Here is a 21,961-nt window from a genome sequence, read left to right as displayed (position 1 = left end):
TGAGCAGCAGGACCGCGAGAAGCAAAAGCCGGAGGATCGCCAGGACTAGGGTCCAAGTGCCCGCCGCGGCATGCGGAAGGGCAGCATCAACCGCACCAGCGGATGGGACAGCCGCCGGCAATCCAGCGTTTCCTGCATCATGTCGAACCGCTGTCCACCGAGGACCGTCTCCACCCGCGACCGTATATAGAAGGGTGAATCCTCCAGCCGGTTCAGCCGTCGCGGGCTGCTGCCAGGGTCGCAGGCGATACCGGCCCGCACCCCCCAGAAGCCACGCGGCAAGCCCTGACGGTCGGGCATGTCCAGCGGCTGCGGCCCCTGTCCGACGTCATAGCGCAGGGCGAGGCGGCGGCGGGTGCCCTGACACAAAAGCGCGTCATACAGGATCACGGTATCGCCATCGGCGCCTTCAGTGCCGCGCGCCCAATCCCAGCAGATAAAATCCTGCTCAAGCGGGCGGTCCCCATAATTCATGTCGTGATAGGCGCGCCCCTGCCATCCCCCGCCGGGCAGCGCGTCACAGGTAATGGTGGCCGTGGCGCGGGGCATGCGGGGCGACCAGACATGGCGCCCCGCCGGGTCCAGATCGAACAGCCGGTCCGCGCAGATGTCGGGGATCAATTCCACCCGTCCCGACACCATCTTCGGCCACAGACCCTGACCCGGCCAGGGCAAAGCCGTTTCCGTAAAATCGATCAACAGCCGATCACCGCGCATCGACAGGCCGCTGGGCCCAATCCGCAGATCTTGGGCACAGCGACGCAGGCTGCCGCTTCCCCGCTCCGTCATGCACCAGACATTGCCGCCGGGACCGTACAGCGCGATGTTGAACGCCACATGATCATCCGGCCGCCCCCGCCCGGACCATTGATAATAGGGCGAGAAGACGGAGCCGATGAAGGCGATGATGGTCAGCGCGTATTGTCCGCAGTCGCTGACCGCATCGACATACCACCAGTGATAGCCACCGGGCGTGACCGGCCGATCAAAGCCCGATCCGCCATCAGCCTGGCGGCCGCAATCTTGCCCGACAGGGCCGCCATCGGCACCCCCGGCCCTGGATGCACACTGCCGCCCGCCAGATACAGGCCCCGGATCGGACCCGCCGCCGATGGGCGCCGGAACGATGCCATCGCACCGTGCGACGCCATCCCGTACAAGGCCCCACCCGTTCCCGGATATAGCTGGTGGAATCCGTCCGGCGTCGTCACCGACAGGGCCCGCCGGTCGTAGCTCAGCGTCAACCCGTTGGTGGCGAGGCGGCGTTCCATTGAGGACAGACATCGGTCGATCTCGCTTTGCGTATAGGCATGGCTGTCGCCGTCCGCCGGCATGTTCATCAGACTGTAGAGTCGTTCCCCCTTCCCAGCCGCTGGCGGATCCGCCAGATCGCCCCGGTCGGTTCGGTCCTGGGCACAGAGATAGACGGTGGGATCGGCCGGTGGTTGGCGGTGGCGCCGGATGGCATCGAATTCCGCCGCATAATCATCGCTGAAAAATACCGTATGATGCGCCAGCGCCACCCCGTCGGGCCTTGCCAGACCGCAAGCCACAAGGGCCGACAGCGACCGTTCCGCCGGTCGGCGCGGCGGGGATGCCGTCGGGGCCAGCATCGGGTCCAATGCCGCGACATCACCATTGTAAATGACCGCACCGGCGCGCAGATGCTGTAGCTGATCCGTCGTCACGCCGGTGACGGATCGCCCAGACCGATCACGGCTGATGGACACAACCCTTTCACCAAACCGGAATTCCACGCCGGCCGCCTGCGCCAAAGCCGTCAGACGCCGGGCCAGGGCGGCCATGCCCCCATCGATGATCCACACGCCCGCCTGTTCCACATGCGCCACCAGCATCAAGGTGGCCGGCGCCAGGAAGGGAGACGACCCGCAATAGGTGGCATAGCGGCCGAACAGCTGCTGCAGCCGTGGATCGGTGAAGTAACCCGATAGCGCCGACCAGAGCGTGGTGTAGGGCCGCAACGCCATCAGGGCGGCCGGCCGGTGCAGGCCGATGCGGGCCGACAGAGACAGCGGATTGGGCCGCGGCGCGTCGATGAAACTGCGTTCCAGCAACCGGTAAATCCGGGTGGCATCCGCCGCGAAGCGGGCGAAACCCGCCGCCGCCGGCGCGCCCGCAAAATCGCCAATCGCATCCTCTGTCCGGGCCGGGTCGGTGAAGAGGTCCAGTTGTTGACCACCCCGCCAATAATGCCGCGCCAGAGCATCGCAGCGGGTCAGGCGAAGTTCGGCTTCCAGCGCGGTACCGTACCGGGCCAGCAAATCATCGAAGACCCATTTCATGGTCAGGACCGTGGGCCCGGCATCGAACATCCACCCGCCCGCCACCACCTGCCGCAGCTTTCCACCCGGTTCCGCCGCCGCATCAACCACGGTGACACGGTGACCGGCATGGGCCAGCACCAGGGCCGCCGCCAGACCGCCCATCCCGGCCCCCACTATCACAACGGCATCCTCTGTCGCGGTGCAGAAGCCCATAGCGTCCCGCCCCTTCCTCGTGGATTGACATTTCATATCTATGTGTCAATTTATGTTTACACATTTTATTGTCCAGTTGAATTGACAATTATGTGCACGGAGGTCAGCCAATGGATTTGCCTGAGCGCATTGAAGCCGGACTGCAGCTCGCCCTGCGACTTGCGACCGCCAATGGCTGCCCGCCGCTGCTGGCCGAGGGGCTGCGCCACGCGGTGTTTCCCGGGGGCGCCCGCATCAGGCCGCGCCTGTGCCTGGCCGTCGCCACAGCCTGTGGCAACCGGGACCCACAAGCGGCCAATGCCGCCGCCGTCGCCATCGAACTGCTGCACTGCGCCTCGCTGGTCCATGACGACATGCCTTGTTTCGACAATGCGGCGACCCGCCGGGGGAAAGCATCGGTGCATGCGGAATTTGGTGAGGAGATCGCCTTGCTGGTCGGTGACGGTCTGATCGTGGCGGCCTTCGAAACGGTGGCGCGGGAAACAATGCACGCCCCCCGACTGACCGCACCGCTGATCGCCACCATCGCCAAGGCTGTCGGCTCTCCCTATGGGCTGGTCGCGGGCCAGGCCTGGGAGGCGGAGGCGGACATCGACATCTGCCAATATCACCGGGCCAAGACCGCATCCTTGTTCGCCGGTGCCGTATCGACCGGTGCCTTGGCCTCTGGCGGCAACCCGCAGGATTGGTTGACGTTGGCCGATGCGCTGGGCTCGGCGTATCAGGTGGCCGATGATCTGTATGACGCGATGGGCACTACCGGCAGCATGGGCAAACCCGCCGGTCAGGACGGGCGCAACGGCAAGCCGAACATCGTCGCGGCATTGGGCATACCCAAAGCCCTGCATCATTTGCGCACCCTGGTGGAGACGGCCGCCGACAGTGTCCCGGACTGTGCCGGACGCGGGCCGTTCCGCGCCATGATCCTGAACGAGGCGACGCGGCTGATGCCGAAGACCCTGTCTGTCAGCGCCGCCTGACACGAGGCATGGCAACGCACGCGCCCGACGCGGGAAGAATGCCTTTGGCGCTGCGCCTTCGGCTGTGGCGCAACCGGATGGTCGCCGCGCCGGGGGTCCGGCGATGGATCGCGCAGCTGCCGCTGTTGCGCACCATCGGCAACGCCAAGGCCAACACGCTGTTCCGCCTCACCGGTGGCTTCATCTTCTCCCAGGTGCTACTGGCCGGGGTACGGCTGGGCCTGTACAGGGCGCTGCTGAATCAGGCGCTGAAGACCGCCTCCCTGGCCGACCGGCTGTCATTGCCGGAAGAACGGGTACGCCTGTTGCTGCGCGCCAATGCCGCGCTGGACCTGCTGATCGAGATCAGCCCTGACCTGTGGGTCCTGGACGATGCCGGCGTGATCCTGGCGGCCGACCGGGGGCTGGATGCCATGGTGCGCCACCATGCCATGCTCTACCGCGACCTGACCGATCCCGACCAGTTGCTGCGCACAGGCGGGGCGCAGACGGAGTTGCGCCAGTACTGGGCCTATGTGCGGGAGATGGGTGCCGACGGGCCAATGCCTGTGGAGGTGGAAGGCTATTCCACCTTGATGCGGGAGAGCCAGGCCATGATGGCCGATTGCATCCTGGCCAGCCATGATTTCAGTCCCTACCGCGTGCTGTTGGATGTGGGCGGCGGCGATGGCGCGTTTCTGGCCGCCGCGGCCGATGCCCATCCCGGCCTTGGTCTGCGTCTCTTCGACCTTCCCGCCGTGGCCGCACGCGCGGCAAAACACCTGGACACGCTGGGCCTGGGCGGACGGGCGCAGGTCCATGACGGCGATTTCAGCCGCGACGCGGTGCCGGGCGATGCCGATTGCGTAACCCTGGTCCGGGTGCTCTGTGATCACGACGATTCGCGGGTGGAAACCATCCTTGCCAATCTTCACCGATCGCTGCGACCCGGCACCACCCTGATCATTGCCGAAGCCATGGACGGGCCCAGCGAGGGGGCCCGGCTGTCAGCGGCGTATTTTGGTGTTTATTTCCTGGCCATGGGATCGGGACGCTGCCGCAGTGCGCGGGAAATCGCCGGTTTCCTGTCAGCAACCGGCTTTCAATCCATCCGCATCCTCGCCACGCCAAACCCGCTGATCGCCACCATTGTGACCGCGCGCCGATAAGCCCAAGCACCGCTAACTCGAAAAGTGTAAATATTAATTGACAGCTTTATGTGTCAACTTAATATGACATCAACATAATCGGATCGTTTGCCCTGGAGAAGCGCCGGAATGTACGCGACGGCTGTGGTGTTCGAGAAACCGGGAGAGGTCGCCATTCGGCGGCTGGCTCTCCACGCTCCAGGCCCCGGAGACGTCGTGGTCGAAACCATCGCCAGTGGTGTTTCCACGGGCACGGAGAAGATGCTGTTCCAGGGCACAATGCCTCGCTTCCCCGGCATGTCCTATCCGCTGGTACCGGGTTATGAGACGGTCGGGCAGATCATCCACGCCGGTTCGGACTCCGGCCACCGGATCGGCACCCTGGTCTTTGTTCCCGGTGCCAGCTGCTATGCCGATGCGGCGGGCTTGTTCGGGGCCAATGCCTCCACCCTGGTCGTGCCTGGCGCACGGGTGTTCGAGATCGGTTCCGACCTGCAGGATAACGGGGTGCTGCTGGCCCTGGCGGCAACGGCGCACCGTGCGGTGCGGCGGGCGCAGGGGCCGGTTGGCTTGGTCGTGGGCCATGGCGTGCTGGGCCGCCTGATCGCCCGCACGGTGATGGCCTTGGGTTCTGCCGCCCCGGTTGTCTGGGAAACCGCCGCCGCCCGTCGCACGGGCGCCACCGGCTATGCGGTGGTGGATCCCGGTGATGATGGCGACGCCCGCTATGGCACGGCCATCGATGCCAGCGGTGATGCCGACGCCATCGACGCCATTATCACCCGGCTGCGCAAGCCGGCGGAACTGATCCTGGCCGGGTTTTATGGGGAGCGGGTCGGTTATGCCTTCGCCCCCGCCTTCATGCGGGAACTGACCCTGTCCATCGCGGCGGAATTCCGTCCCGAGGATGTTTCCGCCGTTATCGGCCTGGTGGAAACCGGGCGCCTGTCCCTTGACGGGTTGCTGACGCACCGGGCCGCGCCGGCCCAGGCGTCATCGGCCTACGCAACCGCGTTCAACGATTTCGGCTGCCTGAAAATGGTGATCGACTGGAGGAAAGCCGCATGAGCCTTGATCTGGACGTCCGCAGCAGCCCGAAAACCATGAGCAGGCGCCTGCGTGAAGAGGCGGCCATCGAACCCGATGCGCCGCATGTCGGCAAGGTCACCAAGCAAACCCAGATCATCGCCATCTATGGCAAGGGCGGCATCGGCAAGAGCTTCACGCTGGCCAACCTGTCCTACATGCTGGCACAGCTGGGCAAGAAGGTGCTGCTGATCGGCTGTGATCCGAAAAGCGACACGACCTCGCTGCTGTTCGGCGGTCGCGCCTGCCCCACCATCATCCAGACGGCGTCGCGCCGCAAGGATGCGGGCCAGGAAGTGTCCATCTCCGACGTCTGCTTCAAGCGCGATGGCGTCTTCGCGATGGAACTGGGCGGGCCGGAAGTGGGCCGCGGCTGCGGCGGGCGCGGCATCATCCATGGGTTCGAGACCCTGGAAAAGCTGGGCTTCCATGAATGGGATTTCGACTTTGTCCTGCTGGATTTCCTGGGCGACGTGGTCTGCGGCGGCTTCGGCCTGCCGATCGCCCGCGACATGTGCCAGAAGGTCGTGGTGGTCGGCTCCAACGATCTCCAGTCGCTCTATGTCGCCAACAATGTCTGCTCGGCGGTGAAGTATTTCCGCAATCTGGGCGGCAATGTCGGGGTGGCGGGGCTGGTCATCAACAAGGATGACGGCACCGGTGAGGCGCAGGCCTTTGCGGATGCGGTCGGTATCCCGGTCCTGGCCTCCATCCCGCAGGACGAGGATATCCGACGCAAAAGCGCCAATTACCAGATCATCGGCACGCCCGACAATCGCTGGGGTCCGCTGTTCGAAGCGCTGTCGATCAATCTGGCGGAAGCTCCGCCGGTGCTGCCGCGCCCGCTGGACCAGGACGGCCTGCTGGGCCTGTTCGATGCCAGCCAGACGGGCGGCAGTTTCCAGCTTGAGCCGGCGACGCCGGAGGATATGTGCCCTGCGGGTGCGCTGAAACGCGCCTCGCTCGAAGTCATCTATGACCGGGTCTGAGGGGCACACAAGATGGACGACCAGCCTTTGGACTTCACACGCGACGCTGCCGGCGAGACGGCCCTTTCGGGGGACGACGGACACTTTGCCACTGCCGCCGGGTGCCATGGTGGTGTCGAACTGTCGCGTGCCGCCGCCCGTGCGGCCGGCAATGACGAGGTGATGGACCGGCTGGAACGCGATTACCCCAAGGGGCCGCACGACCAGCCGCAATCCATGTGCCCGGCCTTTGGGTCATTACGGGTGGGCCTGCGCATGCGGCGGGTGGGTACCATTCTGTCGGGCTCAGCCTGCTGCGTCTATGGCCTCACCTTCACCTCGCATTTCTATGGCGCCAAGCGCTCCGTTGGCTATGTGCCGTTCAGCTCGGAGACGCTGGTCACCGGCAAACTGTACGAGGATATCGTCGAGGCGGTGCATCTGATGGCCGATCCGGGTCGGTTCGATGCCGTCATCGTCACCAATCTCTGCGTTCCCACCGCCTCTGGCGTGCCGCTGAAAATGCTGCCGAAGGAGATTGACGGGGTCCGCATCATCGGGATCGACGTGCCGGGTTTCGGTGTGCCCACGCATGCGGAGGCCAAGGATGTGCTGTCGGGCGCCATGCTGGCCTATGCACGGCAGGAGGCGGAAGCCGGGCCGGTGCAGATGCCACGTGCGGGCCTGAAGGACAAGCCGACGGTGACGCTGGTGGGCGAAATGTTCCCCGCCGACCCGGTGGTGATCGGCAGCATGCTGGACCCGATGGGGCTGGCCGTGGGGCCGACCATTCCGGTGCGCGAATGGCGCGACCTTTATGGTGCGCTGGACTGCGCGGTCGTGGCCGCCATCCACCCGTTCTATACGGCGACCTTTCGGGAATTCACCGCTGCCGGCCGGCCCATCGTCGGCTCTGCCCCCATCGGCCTGGACGGCACCGACGCCTGGCTGTCGGCCATCGGGCAGCAGTGCGGAGTGCCACAGGGCCGGATCGATCAGACCCGCAACGCCATGCGCGCTGCCATTTCGGCGGGCCTTGCCGCCAACCGCATCAAGGGGCGCATTACCCTGTCGGGCTATGAAGGGTCGGAATTGCTGGTTGGGCGCCTGCTGGTCGAACTGGGTGCGGACCTGCGCTATGTCGGCACGGCGTGTCCGAAGACGCCCTACAACAGTGACGATGCGGAATGGCTGGCGGCCAAGGGCGTGATCATCCGCTTTCGCGCCTCGCTGGAACAGGATTTGGCGGCGTTTGCGGAATTCAAGCCCGATCTGGCCATCGGCACCACGCCGGTGGTGCAGAAGGCCAAGGAGGCAGCAACGCCGGCACTTTACTTCACCAACCTGATCTCCGCCCGTCCCCTGATGGGTCCGGCCGGGCCGGGGTCCCTGCCGTCGGTCATCAACGCGGCCATCGCCAACAAGCCGCGTTTCGATGCCATGAACGCGTTCTTCGAAGGGGTCGGCACGGGCGATGCCGCCGGCATCTGGGAAGACGTGCCCCAGGACCGCAGCGCATTCCGTCGCAAATACGGCGCCCGTGTCAACCAATCGCGCAATGCGGTCGAGAATGGAGATAGCGTCGGATGCTGATCCTCGACCATGACAGAGCCGGCGGCTATTGGGGCAGCGTCTACGCCTTTACGGCGATCAAGGGGCTGCAGGTGATCATCGACGGCCCGGTGGGCTGCGAGAATCTGCCCGTCACCTCCGTCCTGCACTATACCGACGCCCTGCCCCCGCATGAGCTGCCCATCGTGGTCAGCGGCCTGTCGGAAGATGAGCTGGGCCGCCATGGCACCGAAGGGGCCATGAAACGGGCACGGCTGGCGCTGGACCCGAACCTTCCGGCCGTCGTCGTCACCGGGTCGATTGCCGAGATGATCGGCGGTGGCGTGACGCCGGAAGGGTCGAATATCGTTCGCTTCCTGCCACGCACCATCGATGAGGATCAGTGGCAGAGCGCCGACCGCGCCCTGAAATGGCTGTGGACGGAGTTCGGGCCGAAGGGCGGCAAGGTCCCTGCCCCGCGCCGCCGCCCGGAAGGGGCCAAGCCGCGGGTCAATATCATCGGCCCGATCTATGGCACCTACAACATGCCGTCCGACCTAGCCGAAATCCGCAGGCTGGTTGAGGGGTTGGGGGCGGAGATCAACATGGTCTTCCCCCTGGGAAGCCATGTGGATGATGTGCGTAAGCTGGCTGATGCCGATGCCAATATCTGCCTTTACCGCGAATTCGGACGCCTGCTGTGCGAAAGCCTGGACCGGCCCTATCTGCAGGCACCCATCGGCATCCATTCCACCACGGCCTTCCTGCGCCAGTTGGGCGAGATGCTGGGGCTGGACCCGGAGCCCTTCATCCGCCGTGAAAAGCACACGACGCTGAAGCCGCTTTGGGATTTGTGGCGTTCGGTGACACAGGATTTCTTCGGTACGGCCAGTTTCGCCGTGGTGGCGGGCGAGACCTATACGCGGGGCGTGCGCAATTTCCTGGAAGAGGAGATGGGCCTGCCCTGCGCCTTCGCGATACAGCGAAAGCCGGGGGTCAAGACCGACAATGATGCGGTGCAGGACATGGTCACGGGCAAGCCACCGATGATCATGTTCGGGTCGTTCAATGAGCGCATGTACATGGCCGAACGCGGCCAGCGCGGCAAGTTCATCCAGCTCTCCTATCCCGGCGCCATCGTCCGCCGCCATACCGGCACGCCGGTCATGGGCTATTCCGGGGCGTCCTGGTTGATCCAGGAGGTCTGCAATTCCCTGTTCGACATGCTGTTCGACATCCTGCCCCGGGCGGGAGAACTGGACGCCATCGAGCCCACGACGACACGTGCCGGCAGCGCGCTGCCCTGGTCGCCGGATGCCCAGGCGCTTTTGGAACAGCGGATCAGCGCTGAGCCCGTCCTGGTCCGGATTTCGGCGGCCAAGCGCCTGCGCGAGGCGGCGGAGCGCGAGGCGCGCCGGGATGGCGCGCATTTGGTCACGGTGGGCCATGTCAAAGGGGCCGCCAGCGTACACGCGTAAAGACGTAATCAAGATGCCGTCGGGGGACGGCAGCGGGAGGATGAGATGACATTCAGCATCGGACACGGCGCGGCAAGGGACCGCCAGTTGGAGCGCGTGGAAATGCGCCTCGTCTTCCTGATTTTCTACCCGCTCTGCCTGGTCGCCGCGATGATGGGCCGGATCACCCTGGTTTTCGACCGCGAAGGCGCACACCCCGCGCACTCTATCTTTGCCGAGGCCCGCTCGTCGGCCCACGCCGCCATCGGTTACGCGTTCAACGTGTAACTCCTTGCTTGCCGGTGTGCTCGACACCGTCAAAAACCCGGCAGCGCTGCTTCGGCGGCACCGCCGGAACCCCGCCGCGGGGGTGCCGCGGCATTCGAGACTAGGAGGTGAATTTGATGGCTGACTCATCAAACCTCTCACTTTCGGGTCTGACCGAAAGCGAAGCTCGCGAGGTCCATTCGTTCTTCATCCAAGGCTTCCTGATCTTCACGGTGATCGCGATCGCCGCGCATGTTCTGGTCTGGATGTGGCGTCCATGGATCCCTGGGCCGAATGGCTATGCCTCTCTCGAAGGCATTTCCCAGACGGCACAATCACTTCTGCCGATGATCGGCTAGGGAGAAAGCGACATGTGGAGAATCTGGCTGATGTTCGATCCGCGCAAGACGCTGGTCGCACTGTCCGTGTTTCTGTTCACGCTCGCCATCCTGATCCATTTCATCCTGTTGAGCACTGAACGGTTCAACTGGCTGGAGGGCAAGCCCCTCAAGACCAGCGCGATCGAACATTCGCTTTTCCAGGATGCGGATCAACAGAGCATCGGCTGAGACCCAGGACGGCAGCAGGCGTGGCCGGTGACGGCCCCGCCCGCCGCCAACCTTCATCAAAAGACATCGCCAACTGGATGACCAACTGGCTGGCCTCTCTCGGAGGGCACGTACATGGCGCTGCTCAGTTTTGAACGCAAATATCGCGTGCGTGGTGGAACGCTGATCGGCGGCGACCTGTTCGACTTCTGGGTCGGGCCCTTCTATGTCGGGTTCTTCGGCGTCACCACCGCCTTTTTCGCCACCTTGGGCACGGCCCTGATCCTGTATGGCGCGGCCATCGGCCCCACCTGGAACATCTGGCAGATTTCCATCGCCCCACCCGACCTCTCCTACGGTCTGGCCCTGGCGCCCCTGAAACAGGGCGGGCTCTGGCAATTGATCACCGTCTGCGCGCTGGGGGCCTTCATCTCCTGGGCATTGCGGGAGGTGGAGATCTGCCGCAAGCTGGGGATCGGCTATCACGTACCGTTTGCCTTCTCCTTCGCCATCTTCGCCTATACGACGCTGGTGGTCTTCCGCCCGCTGCTGCTGGGCGCCTGGGGGAACGGTTTTCCGTACGGCATCTTCAGTCACCTCGACTGGGTGTCGAATGTCGGGTACCAGTATCTGCACTTCCATTATAATCCCGCGCACATGATCGCCGTGTCGTTCTTCTTCACGACGACATTCGCGCTGTCGCTGCATGGCGGTTTGATCCTGTCGGCCGCCAATCCGGGTGCCGCCCTTGATGAACCGGGCGGCCAAGCCGAGGTGAAGACTCCGGAATATGAAGACACCTTCTTCCGCGACATCATCGGCTATTCGATCGGCACGCTGGGCATTCACCGGCTGGGCCTGATCCTGGCGCTGAATGCCGGGTTCTGGAGTGCGGTCTGCATCATCATCAGTGGGCCCTTCTGGAACAAGGGCTGGCCCCAGTGGTGGAACTGGTGGCTTGAACTTCCGATCTGGCGCTGAGGAGGACGTGTGATGGCACAATATCAGAACATCATCACCCCGATCCAAGTCAGCGGCCCGGCCGAAGAAGGCATGCCGCTGCCCCGGGGGGACAGTCCGCGTAGCGGAAAACCATTCTTCGTGCGTCTGTTCGGCATCATCGGCAATGCCCAGATCGGGCCGATCTATCTGGGATATCTGGGCACCCTGTCGCTGGTCTTCGGCTTCATCGCGTTTGAGATCATCGGTCTCAACATGCTGGCCTCGGTCGGCTGGGATCCGATTGAATTCGTCCGGCAGCTTTTCTGGCTGGGCCTGGAGCCGCCGGCGGCCAAATATGGGCTGAAGGTGCTGCCGCCCCTGGCGGAAGGCGGATGGTGGCTGATCGCCGGCTTCTTCCTGACACTGTCCGTGCTGCTCTGGTGGGTGCGGGTCTATCGCCGCGCCCGGCAGCTGGAAATGGGCACGCATGTCGCCTGGGCCTTTGCCTCGGCCATCTGGCTGTTCCTGGTGCTGGGCTTCATCCGTCCGCTGCTGATGGGCAACTTCTCAGAGGCGGTGCCGTTCGGCATCTTCCCGCATCTGGACTGGACGGCGGCCTTCTCAATCCGCTACGGCAATCTCTATTACAACCCGTTCCACTGCCTCTCCATCGTCTTCCTCTATGGCTCCGTCCTGTTGTTCGCCATGCATGGCGCGACGATCCTGGCGGTCGGCAAATATGGCGGCGAGCGGGAGCTGGAGCAGATCACCGACCGCGGCACCGCCTCGGAACGGGCTGCCCTGTTCTGGCGCTGGACGATGGGTTTCAACGCCACCATGGAATCCGTGCATCGCTGGGCCTGGTGGTTCGCCATCCTCACCCCGCTGACGGGCGGCATCGGCATCCTGCTGACCGGCACCGTGGTCGACAATTGGTACCTGTGGGGCGTCAACCACGGGCTTGTCTCACCGCTGCCCGACATGTGGCCCAACGTCGTCGATCCGGCGCAATAAGGGAGGGAGGACCATGAAACTCTGGTTACCATTCGCCACCTCCGCCGGCGCCTTGCTGGCCGTGGCCAGCTTCGTCGGCGCCGGCTGGGACGCACCGCCCGTGGCCAGCGAACAGATCGGTTTCCGCGGCACCGGCATGTACCACCATCGCGACGTGGAGACGGAGGCAGCCTTGAAGGCTGCCAATGTCGCCCCGCCCGCCCCATGGCAGGCCGATCCGTTCGGCGACAAGGCCTCCGCCCTTTATCAGAATGTCCAGGTTCTGGGCCATCTGTCCGGCGACCAGTTCAACCAGTTCATGGCCTCCATCACCGAATGGGTGGCACCGGAGGCGGGTTGCAACTACTGCCACAATCCGGAAAACCTGGCGTCGGATGAGGTCTATCAAAAAGTTGTCGCCCGCCGCATGATCCAGATGACCCAGTCGATCAATGTCGACTGGAAGGCGCATGTCGGCGAAACCGGCGTCACCTGCTATACCTGCCACCAAGGCAAGGGTGTGCCGGCGCAGGTCTGGAGCACCACCCTGGATCCGAAGCCGGCGGGCAACATGACCTCCAACCGCAGCGGCCAGAATGTCGTCGCGGTCAATGCCGGCAAAACCGCCATGTCGCAGAACGCCCTTTTGGACTATCTGGTGGGCGACAAGCCGATCCGGGTCCATTCAACCACGGCCCTTCCCACCGGCGGCAACACCGCCGGCACCAAGGAAACCGAAGAAACATGGTCGCTGATGCTGCACATGTCGGAATCCCTCGGTGTGAACTGCACGACCTGCCACAATACCCGCGCCTTCAATGATTGGGACCAGAGCCCGCCGCAGCGGGTCACCGCCTGGCACGGCATCAAGTTGGCCCGCCATCTGAATGTCAATTACATGCAAGGGCTAACCCCCGTCTTCCCCGCCAACCGCAAGGGACCGGAGGGTGATGTCCTGAAGATTGGCTGCGGGACCTGTCACAATGGCGTGCAGAAGCCGCTCTATGGCGTGTCCATGCTGAAGGACTATATCGACGCCGTGGCGGTCAAGGGCTCGACCGACGTGCCCAATTTCAGCACCTATATTCCTGGCAAAACCGAGATGCTGGGCGGCGGCGCCACAACGTCCATAACCCAGCCGTAAGGGACCTGCGGGCCGGGCCCGCAGCGACCCTGTCATGGGCCGCGTCGTTCCCCCATGACAGCGACAACTCCAAAGGGGGAGCCCCATGTGGCTCCCCCTTTTTTCTTCTTTGCAGGGCGCTTGTCAGGCAGACAACGCACAATGTCGTGCGGGTCCGGAACCTGTCCGGCTGACAGGTCTTCGGTTTTCATCAGGCGGGAATAGGGGCGATCAGGCTGCCTGATCGAAGGACAGGTCCGGAAACCGGTCCAGATAGATCCGCAGCCAGGGTGTGAAACGCTGCGGATCGCGCGCGATTTCGCGCCGAAGGTTGCTCAGGCTGATCCAGCGCGTCGCCTCAACCTCTTCAGGGTTGGGCGACGGCACCAGACGGGTGCGGTCAGCCGATGCGCTGAACAATGTCACCCGCTCATGCTCGCGCAGGCCGTCGCCGACATCGGCCTCATAATCGACGGTCAGGTGCCGGTTCAGCGGCAGCGAGATGCCCAGTTCCTCGTTCAGCCGGCGGGCGGCGCAATCTTCCACCGTCTCCCGCCAATGGGGATGGCTGCAGCATGTATTCGCCCACAGCCCACCGCAATGATACTTCCCCCGGGCCCGCCTCTGAAGCAGCAGCAGGTCGCCGTCAAAGACGAAGACCGAAACCGCCAGATGAAGCTGGCCCGTGATATGGGCATGCATCTTCTCGATCGGATAGAGCGATCCGTCGGCGGCCACCGCCGGAATGACGATCGGCCTCTCGATCATGCCCATGGCTGTCTCCCGTGATCAGGCGACTTGCCGTGCCAACGCACATTGCGACCAGAGCGACGACAGTGCATTGGCCAAGTGGCGAATGTCGGCGTCGGTATGCAGCGGCGTCGGCGTGATGCGCAGCCGTTCCGTACCCACCGGCACGGTGGGGTAGTTGATCGGCTGCACATAGATGCCGAACTGATCCAGCAGGATGTCGGAGATCCATTTGCACTTGGCGGCGTTACCCACCATCACCGGCACGATATGGCTGGGATTGGACATATGCGGGATGCCGCGGGCATCAAGGGCATGACGGACCTGGGCCACCACGGCCTGGTGGCGCGTGCGTTCGATCTGGCTTTCCTTCAGATGCCGGATGGCCACCGTGGCACCTGCCGCCAGTGCCGGCGGCAGGGCTGTGGTGAAGATGAAGCCCGACGCGAAGGAGCGGACGAAATCCACCAGAACCTCTGAACCGGTGATATAGCCGCCCATGCAGCCATAGGCCTTGCCCAGCGTGCCCTCGATGACCGTGATCCGGTCCATCAGCCCCTCGCGTTCGGCCACACCGCCGCCGCGAGCCCCGTACATGCCGACGCCATGCACTTCGTCCAGATAGGTGATGGCGCCGAACTCATCGGCCACATCGCAGATCTCGCGCATGGGGGAGATATCGCCATCCATGGAATAGACGGATTCAAACGCCACCATCTTGGGCAGCTTGGGATCGTCGGCCGCCATGAGTTGGCGCAGATGGCGGTAGTCATTGTGCCGGAAGACGCGCCGCTCACAGCCGGAATGCCGGATGCCCTCGATCATCGAGGCATGGTTCAGCGCATCGGAATAGACGATGATCCCCGGAATACGCGACAGCAGGGTGCCCAGTGCGGCCCAGTTGGAGACATAGCCGGAGGTGAAGATCAGCGCCGCCTCCTTGCCATGCAGGTCGGCCAGTTCCTTCTCCAGCTGGACATGGTAATGGTTGGTGCCGGAAATGTTGCGGGTGCCGCCGGCCCCCGCCCCGCATTTGGCGATGATCTCCGTCATCCGGGCCGTCACCTTCGGGTGCTGGCCCATGCCCAGATAATCATTGGAGCACCAGACGGTGACCTCCCCCGTCTCGCCCTCGGCCCGATGGACGGTCGCCCTGGGAAAGGCACTGCACTGACGCTCCAGTTCGGCGAAGACACGGTAATTGCCCGCTGTCTTCAAGTCGCGCAATGCCTGTTGCATGTGAGCGAAAACGTCCATTTTCAATCCCCTTTCCGTCCCTGTATCCCAGATTTATTGCCGTTTGTCGGCCGCCGGCCCGACGATGGGCGGGCGGCCATGTTTGCCCCCACCCGGCACCGCCCAGCGCCAGAGCGCCGTATCGGAAACGGGAAGGACAAGAACCAGATGTTCAAGGATGGCCAGCGCCATGAAGGTCGCCAGCAATGAGTGCCCGACCACAGAATGATCCTGTGTCGCCTCGTTGGCCGCGATGACCAGCAGCGTGAACAGGCCCACCGCCCCCGCCATCAGCAGGTAGAAAAGCGGTGTCAGGCGATCCGTCCTGAAATAGCTTTTCAGATGGGCGATGCGGCTTGGCATCAACTCACTCACCGCGTTGGGCGCACCGAAGAAGATCAGCAGCTTGGCGGAAATCCGCATGCCCCACAGCAGACCGAAGGCCGCCAGACCGAACAGGTTGGGGTTGTCTGCCAGCAGCAGCCAAAGCCCAAGCCCGGTGATCAGAATGGCGATCTCATGATCGCAGATCGCTTCCCACGCCGCCCGAAACCGGGCGAAGCCCGACAGGGCCGGCGGGCATTCGCCCGACCGTCCACCCATCAGCACGCCGGTCAGAAACGCCGCCTCATGCCAGGCCCACACCAGCAAGGCCCCGAAGAACCCGGCATAGGAGCCGAAGGACGTCATCTCCTGCGCGCCGATCCACATCAGGCCAATGCCGGCGACACCGAACAGTGTCATCAACGGCATCACCTGTCCCGGCCCCCAGTTGCCGCGCTCGGTCCGATGCACCATGGCCAGCACAAGCCCGGTCGACAGCCACCAGACCATGATGGCGATCAGCACAACGATGACCGGGTTGGTGATTTCCATGGCGCCCTACCAGACCGGCAGCAGGCGCGAGGTTGCGGGGATCGCGTTCGTCTTGGCCGGTATCGCATACATGCGCAGGAAGTTGATACCCGCCGCCGCCGCCCACCAGGCCTTACCGACCGCGCCCACCACGCCGCCGCGCTGCCTGGCGGCCATCATGCGGCGGTTGATGCGCTCCATGCGCCGGAACCCCTCGCACAGGGCCGGGCTGTCCAGATCCAGGACCAGCGGGAAGCATTGGCGCGAAATCTCCGACGTCAGGCGGAAGACCCGCATATCGTAATCATCGATATCCACGCCCATGGCGGCGTGAAAGGCCGGCCGCATATGGTCGCGCACATACATGGTGGCAAAGACGGCCAGCAGGAAGAACTTGATCCACAGCTTGTTGACCCCCTGCATATGCCGCGCATCGGAGCGGATGATCAGGGAGAAGGCCTCGCCATGTGAGAATTCGTCATTACACCATTCCTTGAACCACTTGAAAATCGGGTGGAACCGGCGGTCCGGGTTCTTCTCCAGATGGCGGAAGATGGTGATGTAACGGGCATAGCCGATCTTTTCCGACAGGTAGGTGGCGTAATAAATGAACTTCGGCTTGAAGTAGGTGTATTTCTTGGCCTTGGCCAGGAAGCCCATATTGACGCCGATGCCGAAATCCTTCAGCGCATCATTGATGAAGCTGGCATGGCGGGACTCATCCCGGCTCATATAGCCGAACAGCTCACAGATTTCTTTGTTGGTGCCCCGGCGCTTCATTTCCTTGTACAGCACGCAGCCGGAAAATTCCGATGTCAGGGAGGAAACCAGGAAATCGATCAGCTCTTCCCGAAGCGCCGGCTCAAGATCGTTGATATTGATATTGTCCCAATCGGCATTGCGGCGGAAATGTCCGCGGTTGGGGTCGCTGCGCATCTGGGCGATCAGGGCATCCCATTCCGCCCGCACCGGCTCCACATCGATCCGATCCATTTCGTCGAAATCGGTGGTGTAGAAACGCGGCGCCAGCATGGTGGAAACCAGCGCGCTGCGCGTGGTGTCGTTCACGGCCGCCAGCTTTTCCTCGATGGAGGATTCATGGTCCTGGAGATCGGCCTTCAATGCGTGGCTCATGACAATGCCCTCTCCGTGAAGTTGAATTCGCACAGTTCCAGCATGTCCAGGTCGCCCGTGGCCCGGGTCCAGGCCCGTTCCAGCGCGCCGGCCCGGGTGATGGTGGCCTGCCGGCGGAAGCTGCGGCTTTGGCCATAGGGGACCTGCACCGGTGCGCCATGGACCAGCACCTCGTCACCCGGATGGATGATGGTGCCATTGTCGAAGCGCAGATGCGCACCCAGCGCCTCGAAATTATTGTTGATCTCGACCGTGCAATCGACGATCTCGCGCCGTCGCATCAGGGCAAAGACAGGGTTCATGGCTTTGGTCCCCCTTGTTGCAGGCCCAGCAGGGCGGCAAACGCTGCTGCATTGTCGCGGCCGAAAGCGTCAAGATAGATGCGCTCACCCGTCGCCGTGTCAGACAGGCTGACCCGACCGGACTCCCACCGGATCAGACGGTAGGGCGCGTCCTTGGGTGCTGCGGCCACATCGCGCATCCGTTCAAAGGCGCGCAGCGATCCCCGCACGAACCCACCCTGGTCAACGGGATAATCGGCGATCACCGCCCCCGTTGCGGCATCCGTGACCATCACCCTGTCGCCCGGTGCGCGGGTGATGGTGATGTCACGGATGGCGACCGGGCGGCTGGCCTCCTCACGCACGACGCCGATCCCGGTCTCCTGACCGAACATCACGGCGGCAGTGGCGAAGATCAGAAGCGTGGCGGTGGACAGCAATATCCAGCGCGGGAACCGGTTCGTCCCCCGCCGCTTCCGGCTGTCGAGATAACCCAGGCTGAGCGCGGATCGCATCATCCCCTCCTATTCCGCATCGACAGTGTGCAGGACGGTAGCAACCGAATTGGCCGCCACCAGCAGGCGCGGATGGTCGGACCGGGCGCTGGCATGCCGGCCATAGGCCAGCGTCAGAATGGCGGCGACGGCTTCGGCATCGGGCAGGCAGATCAGGCTGGGTTCCGGCGAGGCGAAGCGCCAGCCGCGCACATGCGGCCATTGCACCATCCAGGACAGGCGGTACCCCTTGCGCAGGGCCATGGCGATGGTGCCGCTCCTGCCCCCCAGACGGCCCAGCGCCACCGTGCCGATCTGGGCGAAAGGCAGGTTCAGGGTCATCGACAAGGCGACGCCGAACCGCATCACTACGCGCTCGCTGGTCACGGTGTACAGCGTCGTCCGCTCCACCGCCCAGGCGAACAGTTCCAGCAGACCCAGCGCCAGTGCCGCCAGACCGATCAGGACGGCGACCGAAAACAGGATGCCGCCCGCCGGCTGGCCATCGGCCACACCGGCAACCGCGGCCCAGAGCGCCAGCACGACGAAATAGCCACCGATCCAGGTGCCTTTCAGCACATGCTTGACCACCAGCCGGGCCGATGGGCGCCCCTGCCAGAGGATGTCCTCCCCCGCTGGAAGATGCCCCGGCAGGCCGGGAACCGGCTCGATCTCATGTTCACGGGCGATGAACTGTTTCACAGCAGCGACTCCTGTCTGTCACTGACAGCGTACAGCAGACCGGCGCCGTAATAGGCGGCGATCTTGTCTTCCTCCCGCAGGGTCACGGTCGCCGCCTGGGCCGTGGCCGGCACGTCGGCGAACTGTGCCGCCGTGATGGCGTGGACATAGAGCTGACGGCGGTTGCCGCGCCCGGTCCGGATCACCACGAAATTGTTGGGCAGCAGCACGGTGTGCGGCACACCGCCTGAAACGACCGCCACCTCGTAATAGCGGATCAGATGCTCGGACCGGTCCACCCAGACATCGCTGACGGTGCCGGCCACCTGGCCGTCGCAGGCGATGACCGACAGGCCGCGCGGGTCGGTCTGCCCTGGCGCGATGGCAAAACCCTCGGCATGGCGCAGCGGCACGATACGGGGATCGCCATGGGCGGTCATGTCGGGCCGTTCCGCCCGCTCCGCCCAGGAACCGGGGCCGATGCCGGCCAGCAGCGGGTTGCCCACGGGCTCCACCGGATAGCCGGGCGCCTTGGCAAAACGCTTGGCCGACAGCGGCCGTGTGTCACGCACAAAGTCCGGCGCCTGCTTGGTGCCCTGACCATGCGGCAAGACGAAGGTCTTCTTCGGCGGGATGAACAGGAACGGCTTCTTGTTGTACCGCCCGGTCGCATCCTCCTCCAGCGGGTAACCCTCCCGCCGGTCCTCCTGGCGGAGATACCAGAGGAGGCCCGCGAAGAAAATCCAGAAGGCGTAGAGCACCATCTGCGCCACATCAAGGTTGCCGCCGAGAGAACCGGTCATGTTTTTCCCTCCATTGATGGCGCAGGTACCGGCGGTCAGCCGGGCATCTCCACCAGGCCCAAACGCATGTCACCAGAATTGCTGGCCCGATAGCGCAGCCCCGTCAGGGGGCCGATCACGGCCAGGCAGACGAACAGAAGCACGATTTCAAACGCATAAACGGTGAGATAGCCCGCCGCCCGGGTCACCATCGCCTCGCCCAGACGGCCATCCAGGGCCAGGGCATTGACGCCGTTCTTGATGATGCCGCCAGCCAGCAGGCTGCAGCCCATGGCCGTGGCCTGAACCGCCCCCCAGGCACCCACGACAATGCCGCTTTCCGATCGCGCCGACAGCGCCATGGCGCCCAGCAGCGTGCCCACGGAAAACAGCCCGCCGCCCAGGCCGACAGCGGCAGCGCCCCCATAGAACAGGCCACGCATCCCCAGCGGTTCGGCCAGGATGATCAGGGAGAAGGCGGTGATACCGATCAGCAGGCCGCGCGCGGCGATACGGTACATCTCCCCACCCGCCTGCAGGCTGTGCGCGGCCCAGGCGAAGCCGGCCATGGTGCCCGCCGCCCAGAAGCCGGTCAGCAGCGTGGTCCGCCCCACCGACATGCCCAGGATTTCACCGCCATAGGGTTCCAGCAGGATATCCTGCATGGAAAAGGCCGCCGATCCGACCGCGACGGCCAGCAGCAGGCGGACGGTGCCCGGATCGCTGCGATACTGGCCTAGCGCTTCCCAGAAGCCGGCGCGGGTGCCGCGCTCCGCAATCCGGGCGGGGTTGCGCGCCTCCTGCTTCCAGATGGCAATGACGTTCAGCGCGATGGTGAAGACCGCCGTCCCCTGGATCACCTGGATCAGGTGCATGGCGGAGAAATCCACCAGTGCTACGGAGTAGAAGGCCGATGCGCCGATCATCCCGACCAGCAGCATGACATAGAGCAGCGCCACCACCCGTGGCCGCTTTTCCGCCGGGACCAGATCGCTGGCCAGGGCCAGCCCCGCCGTCTGGGACATATGCATGCCGAACCCGGTCAGCATGAAGGCCAGGAAAGCCCCAGCCGCCCCTGCCCATTCCGGCCCCACCGTCTGCGATTGCAGCAGCAGCAGGGCAAACGGCATGATGGCCAGCCCCCCGAACTGCAACAGGCTGCCCAGCCAGATATAGGGGACACGCCGCCAGCCCAGCACCGACCGGTGCGCATCGGACCGGTAGCCGAAGAACAGCCGCAACGGGGCCGCCAGCACGGGAATGGCGATGGCGGCCGAGACCAGTTCCACCGGCACACCCAGTTCAACGATCATCACCCGGTTCAAGGTGCCGTTCAGCAGCACCAGCACGCAGCCGACCGAGATCTGGAACAGGGCCAGCCGCAGCAGGCGCGACAGCGGCATGTCCACCGACGCCGCATCCGCAAACGGCATATAGCGGGTCCCCAGCTTCTGCCAGAGGCCGATCATTCTGCGGTTGGCGGCGCCCATGCTCATGGCCGGAAGATCTCCATCGCCTGGGATTTGTAAAATCCGATGGAGACCCGCTCCGTCCGCCCGACCAGCCAGCCCTTCATGTCCGGTCGGGCAACAAGGGCCTCGACCAGATCGTCGGTATCCACCGGATAGATGGAGGGGGAGCGGTTGCCACGCGGGAAGGCGCGGCCCGCCGCCAGCATGGTGCGCAGGAAGCGCGACCCAGGCGCCAGAGTGAAAACCATCTTGCGACCGGTACGCGATGCCAGCTGTTCCAGCACCTGCGTGGCATGTGCGGCGTCATAATGGATCAGCACATCCATGGCCACCACGGCATCGAACCGGCCATGGCGCGCATCCAGCATGTCGCCGCTGTCGAACCGCACCGTGCCCCCGCGCGCGCCGGCGGGGCGATGGTCGGCCGCGCGCTGACGGGCGAAATCCACCATCTGGGCCGACAGGTCGATGCCCAGCACATCGGCGCCACGATCCATCAGTTCCAGCGACATCACACCCGACCCGCAGCCCGCATCCAGGATGCGCCAGCCCGTCAAATCCTTCGGCAGCCAGCCCATCAGGTTCTGGCGCATCGTGTCGCGACCCCGGCGGACCGTCGCACGGATGCCGCTGACCGGCTGTTCACCCGTCAGCTTCTTCCAGGCGTCCAGCGCGGTGCGATCGAAGTAATGTTCGATCTCACCGGTCCGGCGTATATGGTCGACTTGCATCATCG

Annotated in this window: 24 protein-coding genes; 12 read left to right on the top strand and 12 right to left on the bottom strand. The window is 64.4% G+C overall.

Annotated features, from left to right (window positions below):
* Window positions 1–45: 45 nt before the first annotated feature.
* Window positions 46–897, bottom strand: a complete 852-nt coding sequence (locus tag AC1Q7F_RS15205; protein WP_492508359.1) for a carotenoid 1,2-hydratase — start codon at window positions 895–897, stop codon at window positions 46–48.
* Window positions 898–911: 14 nt separating this feature from the next.
* Window positions 912–2,498: a 1-hydroxycarotenoid 3,4-desaturase CrtD gene (gene crtD / locus AC1Q7F_RS15200; protein WP_492508260.1), complete on the bottom strand. Its 1,587-nt coding sequence runs from the start codon at window positions 2,496–2,498 to the stop codon at window positions 912–914.
* 110 nt (window positions 2,499–2,608) lie between these two features.
* Here crtD and AC1Q7F_RS15195 point away from each other — a divergent pair, with 110 nt between their 5' ends.
* The 12 genes from AC1Q7F_RS15195 to pufC all read left to right on the top strand — a co-directional run bounded on the left by AC1Q7F_RS15195 (window position 2,609) and on the right by pufC (window position 13,561).
* Window positions 2,609–3,478 (top strand): polyprenyl synthetase family protein, encoded by an 870-nt coding sequence (locus AC1Q7F_RS15195; protein ID WP_492508258.1) that lies wholly within the window; start codon window positions 2,609–2,611, stop codon window positions 3,476–3,478.
* A 44-nt stretch (window positions 3,479–3,522) separates the two neighbouring features.
* Window positions 3,523–4,626, top strand: coding sequence for a methyltransferase (locus AC1Q7F_RS15190; RefSeq protein WP_492508256.1), 1,104 nt, complete (start codon window positions 3,523–3,525; stop codon window positions 4,624–4,626).
* Between the two features lie 108 nt (window positions 4,627–4,734).
* Window positions 4,735–5,673 carry a chlorophyll synthesis pathway protein BchC gene (gene bchC / locus AC1Q7F_RS15185; RefSeq protein WP_492508254.1) on the top strand — a complete coding sequence of 313 codons (939 nt, stop codon included), beginning with the start codon at window positions 4,735–4,737 and terminating at the stop codon, window positions 5,671–5,673.
* A gap of 35 nt (window positions 5,674–5,708) precedes the next feature.
* Window positions 5,709–6,680, top strand: coding sequence for a chlorophyllide a reductase iron protein subunit X (locus AC1Q7F_RS15180; RefSeq protein WP_492508357.1), 972 nt, complete (start codon window positions 5,709–5,711; stop codon window positions 6,678–6,680).
* Between the two features lie 12 nt (window positions 6,681–6,692).
* The gene (gene bchY, locus AC1Q7F_RS15175; protein WP_492508252.1) at window positions 6,693–8,252 is read left to right on the top strand and encodes a chlorophyllide a reductase subunit Y; all 1,560 of its coding nucleotides are present in this window, start codon (window positions 6,693–6,695) and stop codon (window positions 8,250–8,252) included.
* Window positions 8,246–9,688 carry a chlorophyllide a reductase subunit Z gene (bchZ, locus tag AC1Q7F_RS15170; protein ID WP_492508250.1) on the top strand — a complete coding sequence of 481 codons (1,443 nt, stop codon included), beginning with the start codon at window positions 8,246–8,248 and terminating at the stop codon, window positions 9,686–9,688. Before bchY ends, bchZ begins: the two co-directional genes overlap by 7 nt.
* A 45-nt stretch (window positions 9,689–9,733) precedes the next feature.
* Window positions 9,734–9,955 carry a hypothetical protein gene (locus AC1Q7F_RS15165; protein WP_492508248.1) on the top strand — a complete coding sequence of 74 codons (222 nt, stop codon included), beginning with the start codon at window positions 9,734–9,736 and terminating at the stop codon, window positions 9,953–9,955.
* Window positions 9,956–10,071: 116 nt separating this feature from the next.
* Window positions 10,072–10,293, top strand: a complete 222-nt coding sequence (pufB, locus tag AC1Q7F_RS15160) for a light-harvesting antenna LH1, beta subunit (RefSeq protein WP_492508246.1) — start codon at window positions 10,072–10,074, stop codon at window positions 10,291–10,293.
* A 12-nt stretch (window positions 10,294–10,305) separates the two neighbouring features.
* On the top strand, window positions 10,306–10,503 hold the full coding sequence (pufA, locus tag AC1Q7F_RS15155; RefSeq protein WP_492508244.1) for a light-harvesting antenna LH1, alpha subunit: 198 nt from the start codon (window positions 10,306–10,308) through the stop codon (window positions 10,501–10,503).
* Between the two features lie 114 nt (window positions 10,504–10,617).
* On the top strand, window positions 10,618–11,463 hold the full coding sequence (gene pufL / locus AC1Q7F_RS15150) for a photosynthetic reaction center subunit L (protein ID WP_492508242.1): 846 nt from the start codon (window positions 10,618–10,620) through the stop codon (window positions 11,461–11,463).
* Between the two features lie 12 nt (window positions 11,464–11,475).
* On the top strand, window positions 11,476–12,438 hold the full coding sequence (gene pufM / locus AC1Q7F_RS15145) for a photosynthetic reaction center subunit M (RefSeq protein WP_492508240.1): 963 nt from the start codon (window positions 11,476–11,478) through the stop codon (window positions 12,436–12,438).
* Window positions 12,439–12,451: 13 nt separating this feature from the next.
* Window positions 12,452–13,561, top strand: a complete 1,110-nt coding sequence (gene pufC, locus AC1Q7F_RS15140; RefSeq protein ID WP_492508238.1) for a photosynthetic reaction center cytochrome PufC — start codon at window positions 12,452–12,454, stop codon at window positions 13,559–13,561.
* A 210-nt stretch (window positions 13,562–13,771) separates the two neighbouring features.
* Here pufC and idi read toward each other — a convergent pair whose 3' ends face one another.
* Genes idi through bchM form a run of 10 tightly spaced genes read right to left on the bottom strand, consistent with a single transcriptional unit; the run spans window position 13,772 to window position 21,959 of the window.
* The gene (gene idi / locus AC1Q7F_RS15135) at window positions 13,772–14,314 is read right to left on the bottom strand and encodes an isopentenyl-diphosphate delta-isomerase (RefSeq protein WP_492508236.1); all 543 of its coding nucleotides are present in this window, start codon (window positions 14,312–14,314) and stop codon (window positions 13,772–13,774) included.
* 15 nt (window positions 14,315–14,329) lie between these two features.
* A complete protein-coding gene (gene hemA / locus AC1Q7F_RS15130; protein ID WP_492508234.1) occupies window positions 14,330–15,547 on the bottom strand; it encodes a 5-aminolevulinate synthase in 1,218 nt (405 codons plus the stop codon).
* A 33-nt stretch (window positions 15,548–15,580) separates the two neighbouring features.
* Complete coding sequence (gene puhE, locus AC1Q7F_RS15125) at window positions 15,581–16,402, bottom strand: putative photosynthetic complex assembly protein PuhE (RefSeq protein ID WP_492508232.1); 822 nt, start codon at window positions 16,400–16,402, stop codon at window positions 15,581–15,583.
* Window positions 16,403–16,408: 6 nt separating this feature from the next.
* Window positions 16,409–17,515, bottom strand: coding sequence for a magnesium-protoporphyrin IX monomethyl ester (oxidative) cyclase (gene acsF / locus AC1Q7F_RS15120; RefSeq protein ID WP_492508230.1), 1,107 nt, complete (start codon window positions 17,513–17,515; stop codon window positions 16,409–16,411).
* Window positions 17,512–17,817, bottom strand: a complete 306-nt coding sequence (locus tag AC1Q7F_RS15115; protein ID WP_492508228.1) for a hypothetical protein — start codon at window positions 17,815–17,817, stop codon at window positions 17,512–17,514. The genes acsF and AC1Q7F_RS15115 overlap by 4 nt, the downstream gene beginning before the upstream one ends.
* On the bottom strand, window positions 17,814–18,311 hold the full coding sequence (puhC, locus tag AC1Q7F_RS15110; protein ID WP_492508226.1) for a photosynthetic complex assembly protein PuhC: 498 nt from the start codon (window positions 18,309–18,311) through the stop codon (window positions 17,814–17,816). The genes AC1Q7F_RS15115 and puhC overlap by 4 nt, the downstream gene beginning before the upstream one ends.
* 9 nt (window positions 18,312–18,320) lie before the next feature.
* Window positions 18,321–18,992 (bottom strand): photosynthetic complex putative assembly protein PuhB, encoded by a 672-nt coding sequence (gene puhB, locus AC1Q7F_RS15105; RefSeq protein WP_492508224.1) that lies wholly within the window; start codon window positions 18,990–18,992, stop codon window positions 18,321–18,323.
* A complete protein-coding gene (gene puhA / locus AC1Q7F_RS15100; RefSeq protein WP_492508222.1) occupies window positions 18,989–19,774 on the bottom strand; it encodes a photosynthetic reaction center subunit H in 786 nt (261 codons plus the stop codon). Before puhA ends, puhB begins: the two co-directional genes overlap by 4 nt.
* Window positions 19,775–19,809: 35 nt before the next feature.
* Window positions 19,810–21,249 carry a BCD family MFS transporter gene (locus AC1Q7F_RS15095; protein WP_492508220.1) on the bottom strand — a complete coding sequence of 480 codons (1,440 nt, stop codon included), beginning with the start codon at window positions 21,247–21,249 and terminating at the stop codon, window positions 19,810–19,812.
* The gene (bchM, locus tag AC1Q7F_RS15090; protein WP_492508218.1) at window positions 21,246–21,959 is read right to left on the bottom strand and encodes a magnesium protoporphyrin IX methyltransferase; all 714 of its coding nucleotides are present in this window, start codon (window positions 21,957–21,959) and stop codon (window positions 21,246–21,248) included. The genes AC1Q7F_RS15095 and bchM overlap by 4 nt, the downstream gene beginning before the upstream one ends.
* Window positions 21,960–21,961: the final 2 nt, after the last annotated feature.

The organism is Niveispirillum sp. GW835-FHT14G11 (assembly GCF_058793615.1).
This window is presented reverse-complemented; position numbering and strand designations above follow the sequence as displayed.

Bases quoted from the DNA above. Each gene is read 5' to 3' on its own strand.
- crtD (WP_492508260.1), bottom strand. From the start codon at position 2,498: ATGGGCTTCTGCACCGCGACAGAGGATGCCGTTGTGATAGTGGGGGCC.
- AC1Q7F_RS15195 (WP_492508258.1), top strand. From the start codon at position 2,609: ATGGATTTGCCTGAGCGCATTGAAGCCGGACTGCAGCTCGCCCTGCGA.
- bchC (WP_492508254.1), top strand. From the start codon at position 4,735: ATGTACGCGACGGCTGTGGTGTTCGAGAAACCGGGAGAGGTCGCCATT.
- AC1Q7F_RS15180 (WP_492508357.1), top strand. From the start codon at position 5,709: ATGAGCAGGCGCCTGCGTGAAGAGGCGGCCATCGAACCCGATGCGCCG.
- bchY (WP_492508252.1), top strand. From the start codon at position 6,693: ATGGACGACCAGCCTTTGGACTTCACACGCGACGCTGCCGGCGAGACG.
- bchZ (WP_492508250.1), top strand. From the start codon at position 8,246: ATGCTGATCCTCGACCATGACAGAGCCGGCGGCTATTGGGGCAGCGTC.
- AC1Q7F_RS15165 (WP_492508248.1), top strand. From the start codon at position 9,734: ATGACATTCAGCATCGGACACGGCGCGGCAAGGGACCGCCAGTTGGAG.
- pufB (WP_492508246.1), top strand. From the start codon at position 10,072: ATGGCTGACTCATCAAACCTCTCACTTTCGGGTCTGACCGAAAGCGAA.
- pufA (WP_492508244.1), top strand. From the start codon at position 10,306: ATGTGGAGAATCTGGCTGATGTTCGATCCGCGCAAGACGCTGGTCGCA.
- pufL (WP_492508242.1), top strand. From the start codon at position 10,618: ATGGCGCTGCTCAGTTTTGAACGCAAATATCGCGTGCGTGGTGGAACG.
- pufM (WP_492508240.1), top strand. From the start codon at position 11,476: ATGGCACAATATCAGAACATCATCACCCCGATCCAAGTCAGCGGCCCG.
- pufC (WP_492508238.1), top strand. From the start codon at position 12,452: ATGAAACTCTGGTTACCATTCGCCACCTCCGCCGGCGCCTTGCTGGCC.
- idi (WP_492508236.1), bottom strand. From the start codon at position 14,314: ATGGGCATGATCGAGAGGCCGATCGTCATTCCGGCGGTGGCCGCCGAC.
- hemA (WP_492508234.1), bottom strand. From the start codon at position 15,547: ATGGACGTTTTCGCTCACATGCAACAGGCATTGCGCGACTTGAAGACA.
- puhE (WP_492508232.1), bottom strand. From the start codon at position 16,402: ATGGAAATCACCAACCCGGTCATCGTTGTGCTGATCGCCATCATGGTC.
- acsF (WP_492508230.1), bottom strand. From the start codon at position 17,515: ATGAGCCACGCATTGAAGGCCGATCTCCAGGACCATGAATCCTCCATC.
- AC1Q7F_RS15115 (WP_492508228.1), bottom strand. From the start codon at position 17,817: ATGAACCCTGTCTTTGCCCTGATGCGACGGCGCGAGATCGTCGATTGC.
- puhC (WP_492508226.1), bottom strand. From the start codon at position 18,311: ATGCGATCCGCGCTCAGCCTGGGTTATCTCGACAGCCGGAAGCGGCGG.
- puhA (WP_492508222.1), bottom strand. From the start codon at position 19,774: ATGACCGGTTCTCTCGGCGGCAACCTTGATGTGGCGCAGATGGTGCTC.
- AC1Q7F_RS15095 (WP_492508220.1), bottom strand. From the start codon at position 21,249: ATGAGCATGGGCGCCGCCAACCGCAGAATGATCGGCCTCTGGCAGAAG.
- bchM (WP_492508218.1), bottom strand. From the start codon at position 21,959: ATGATGCAAGTCGACCATATACGCCGGACCGGTGAGATCGAACATTAC.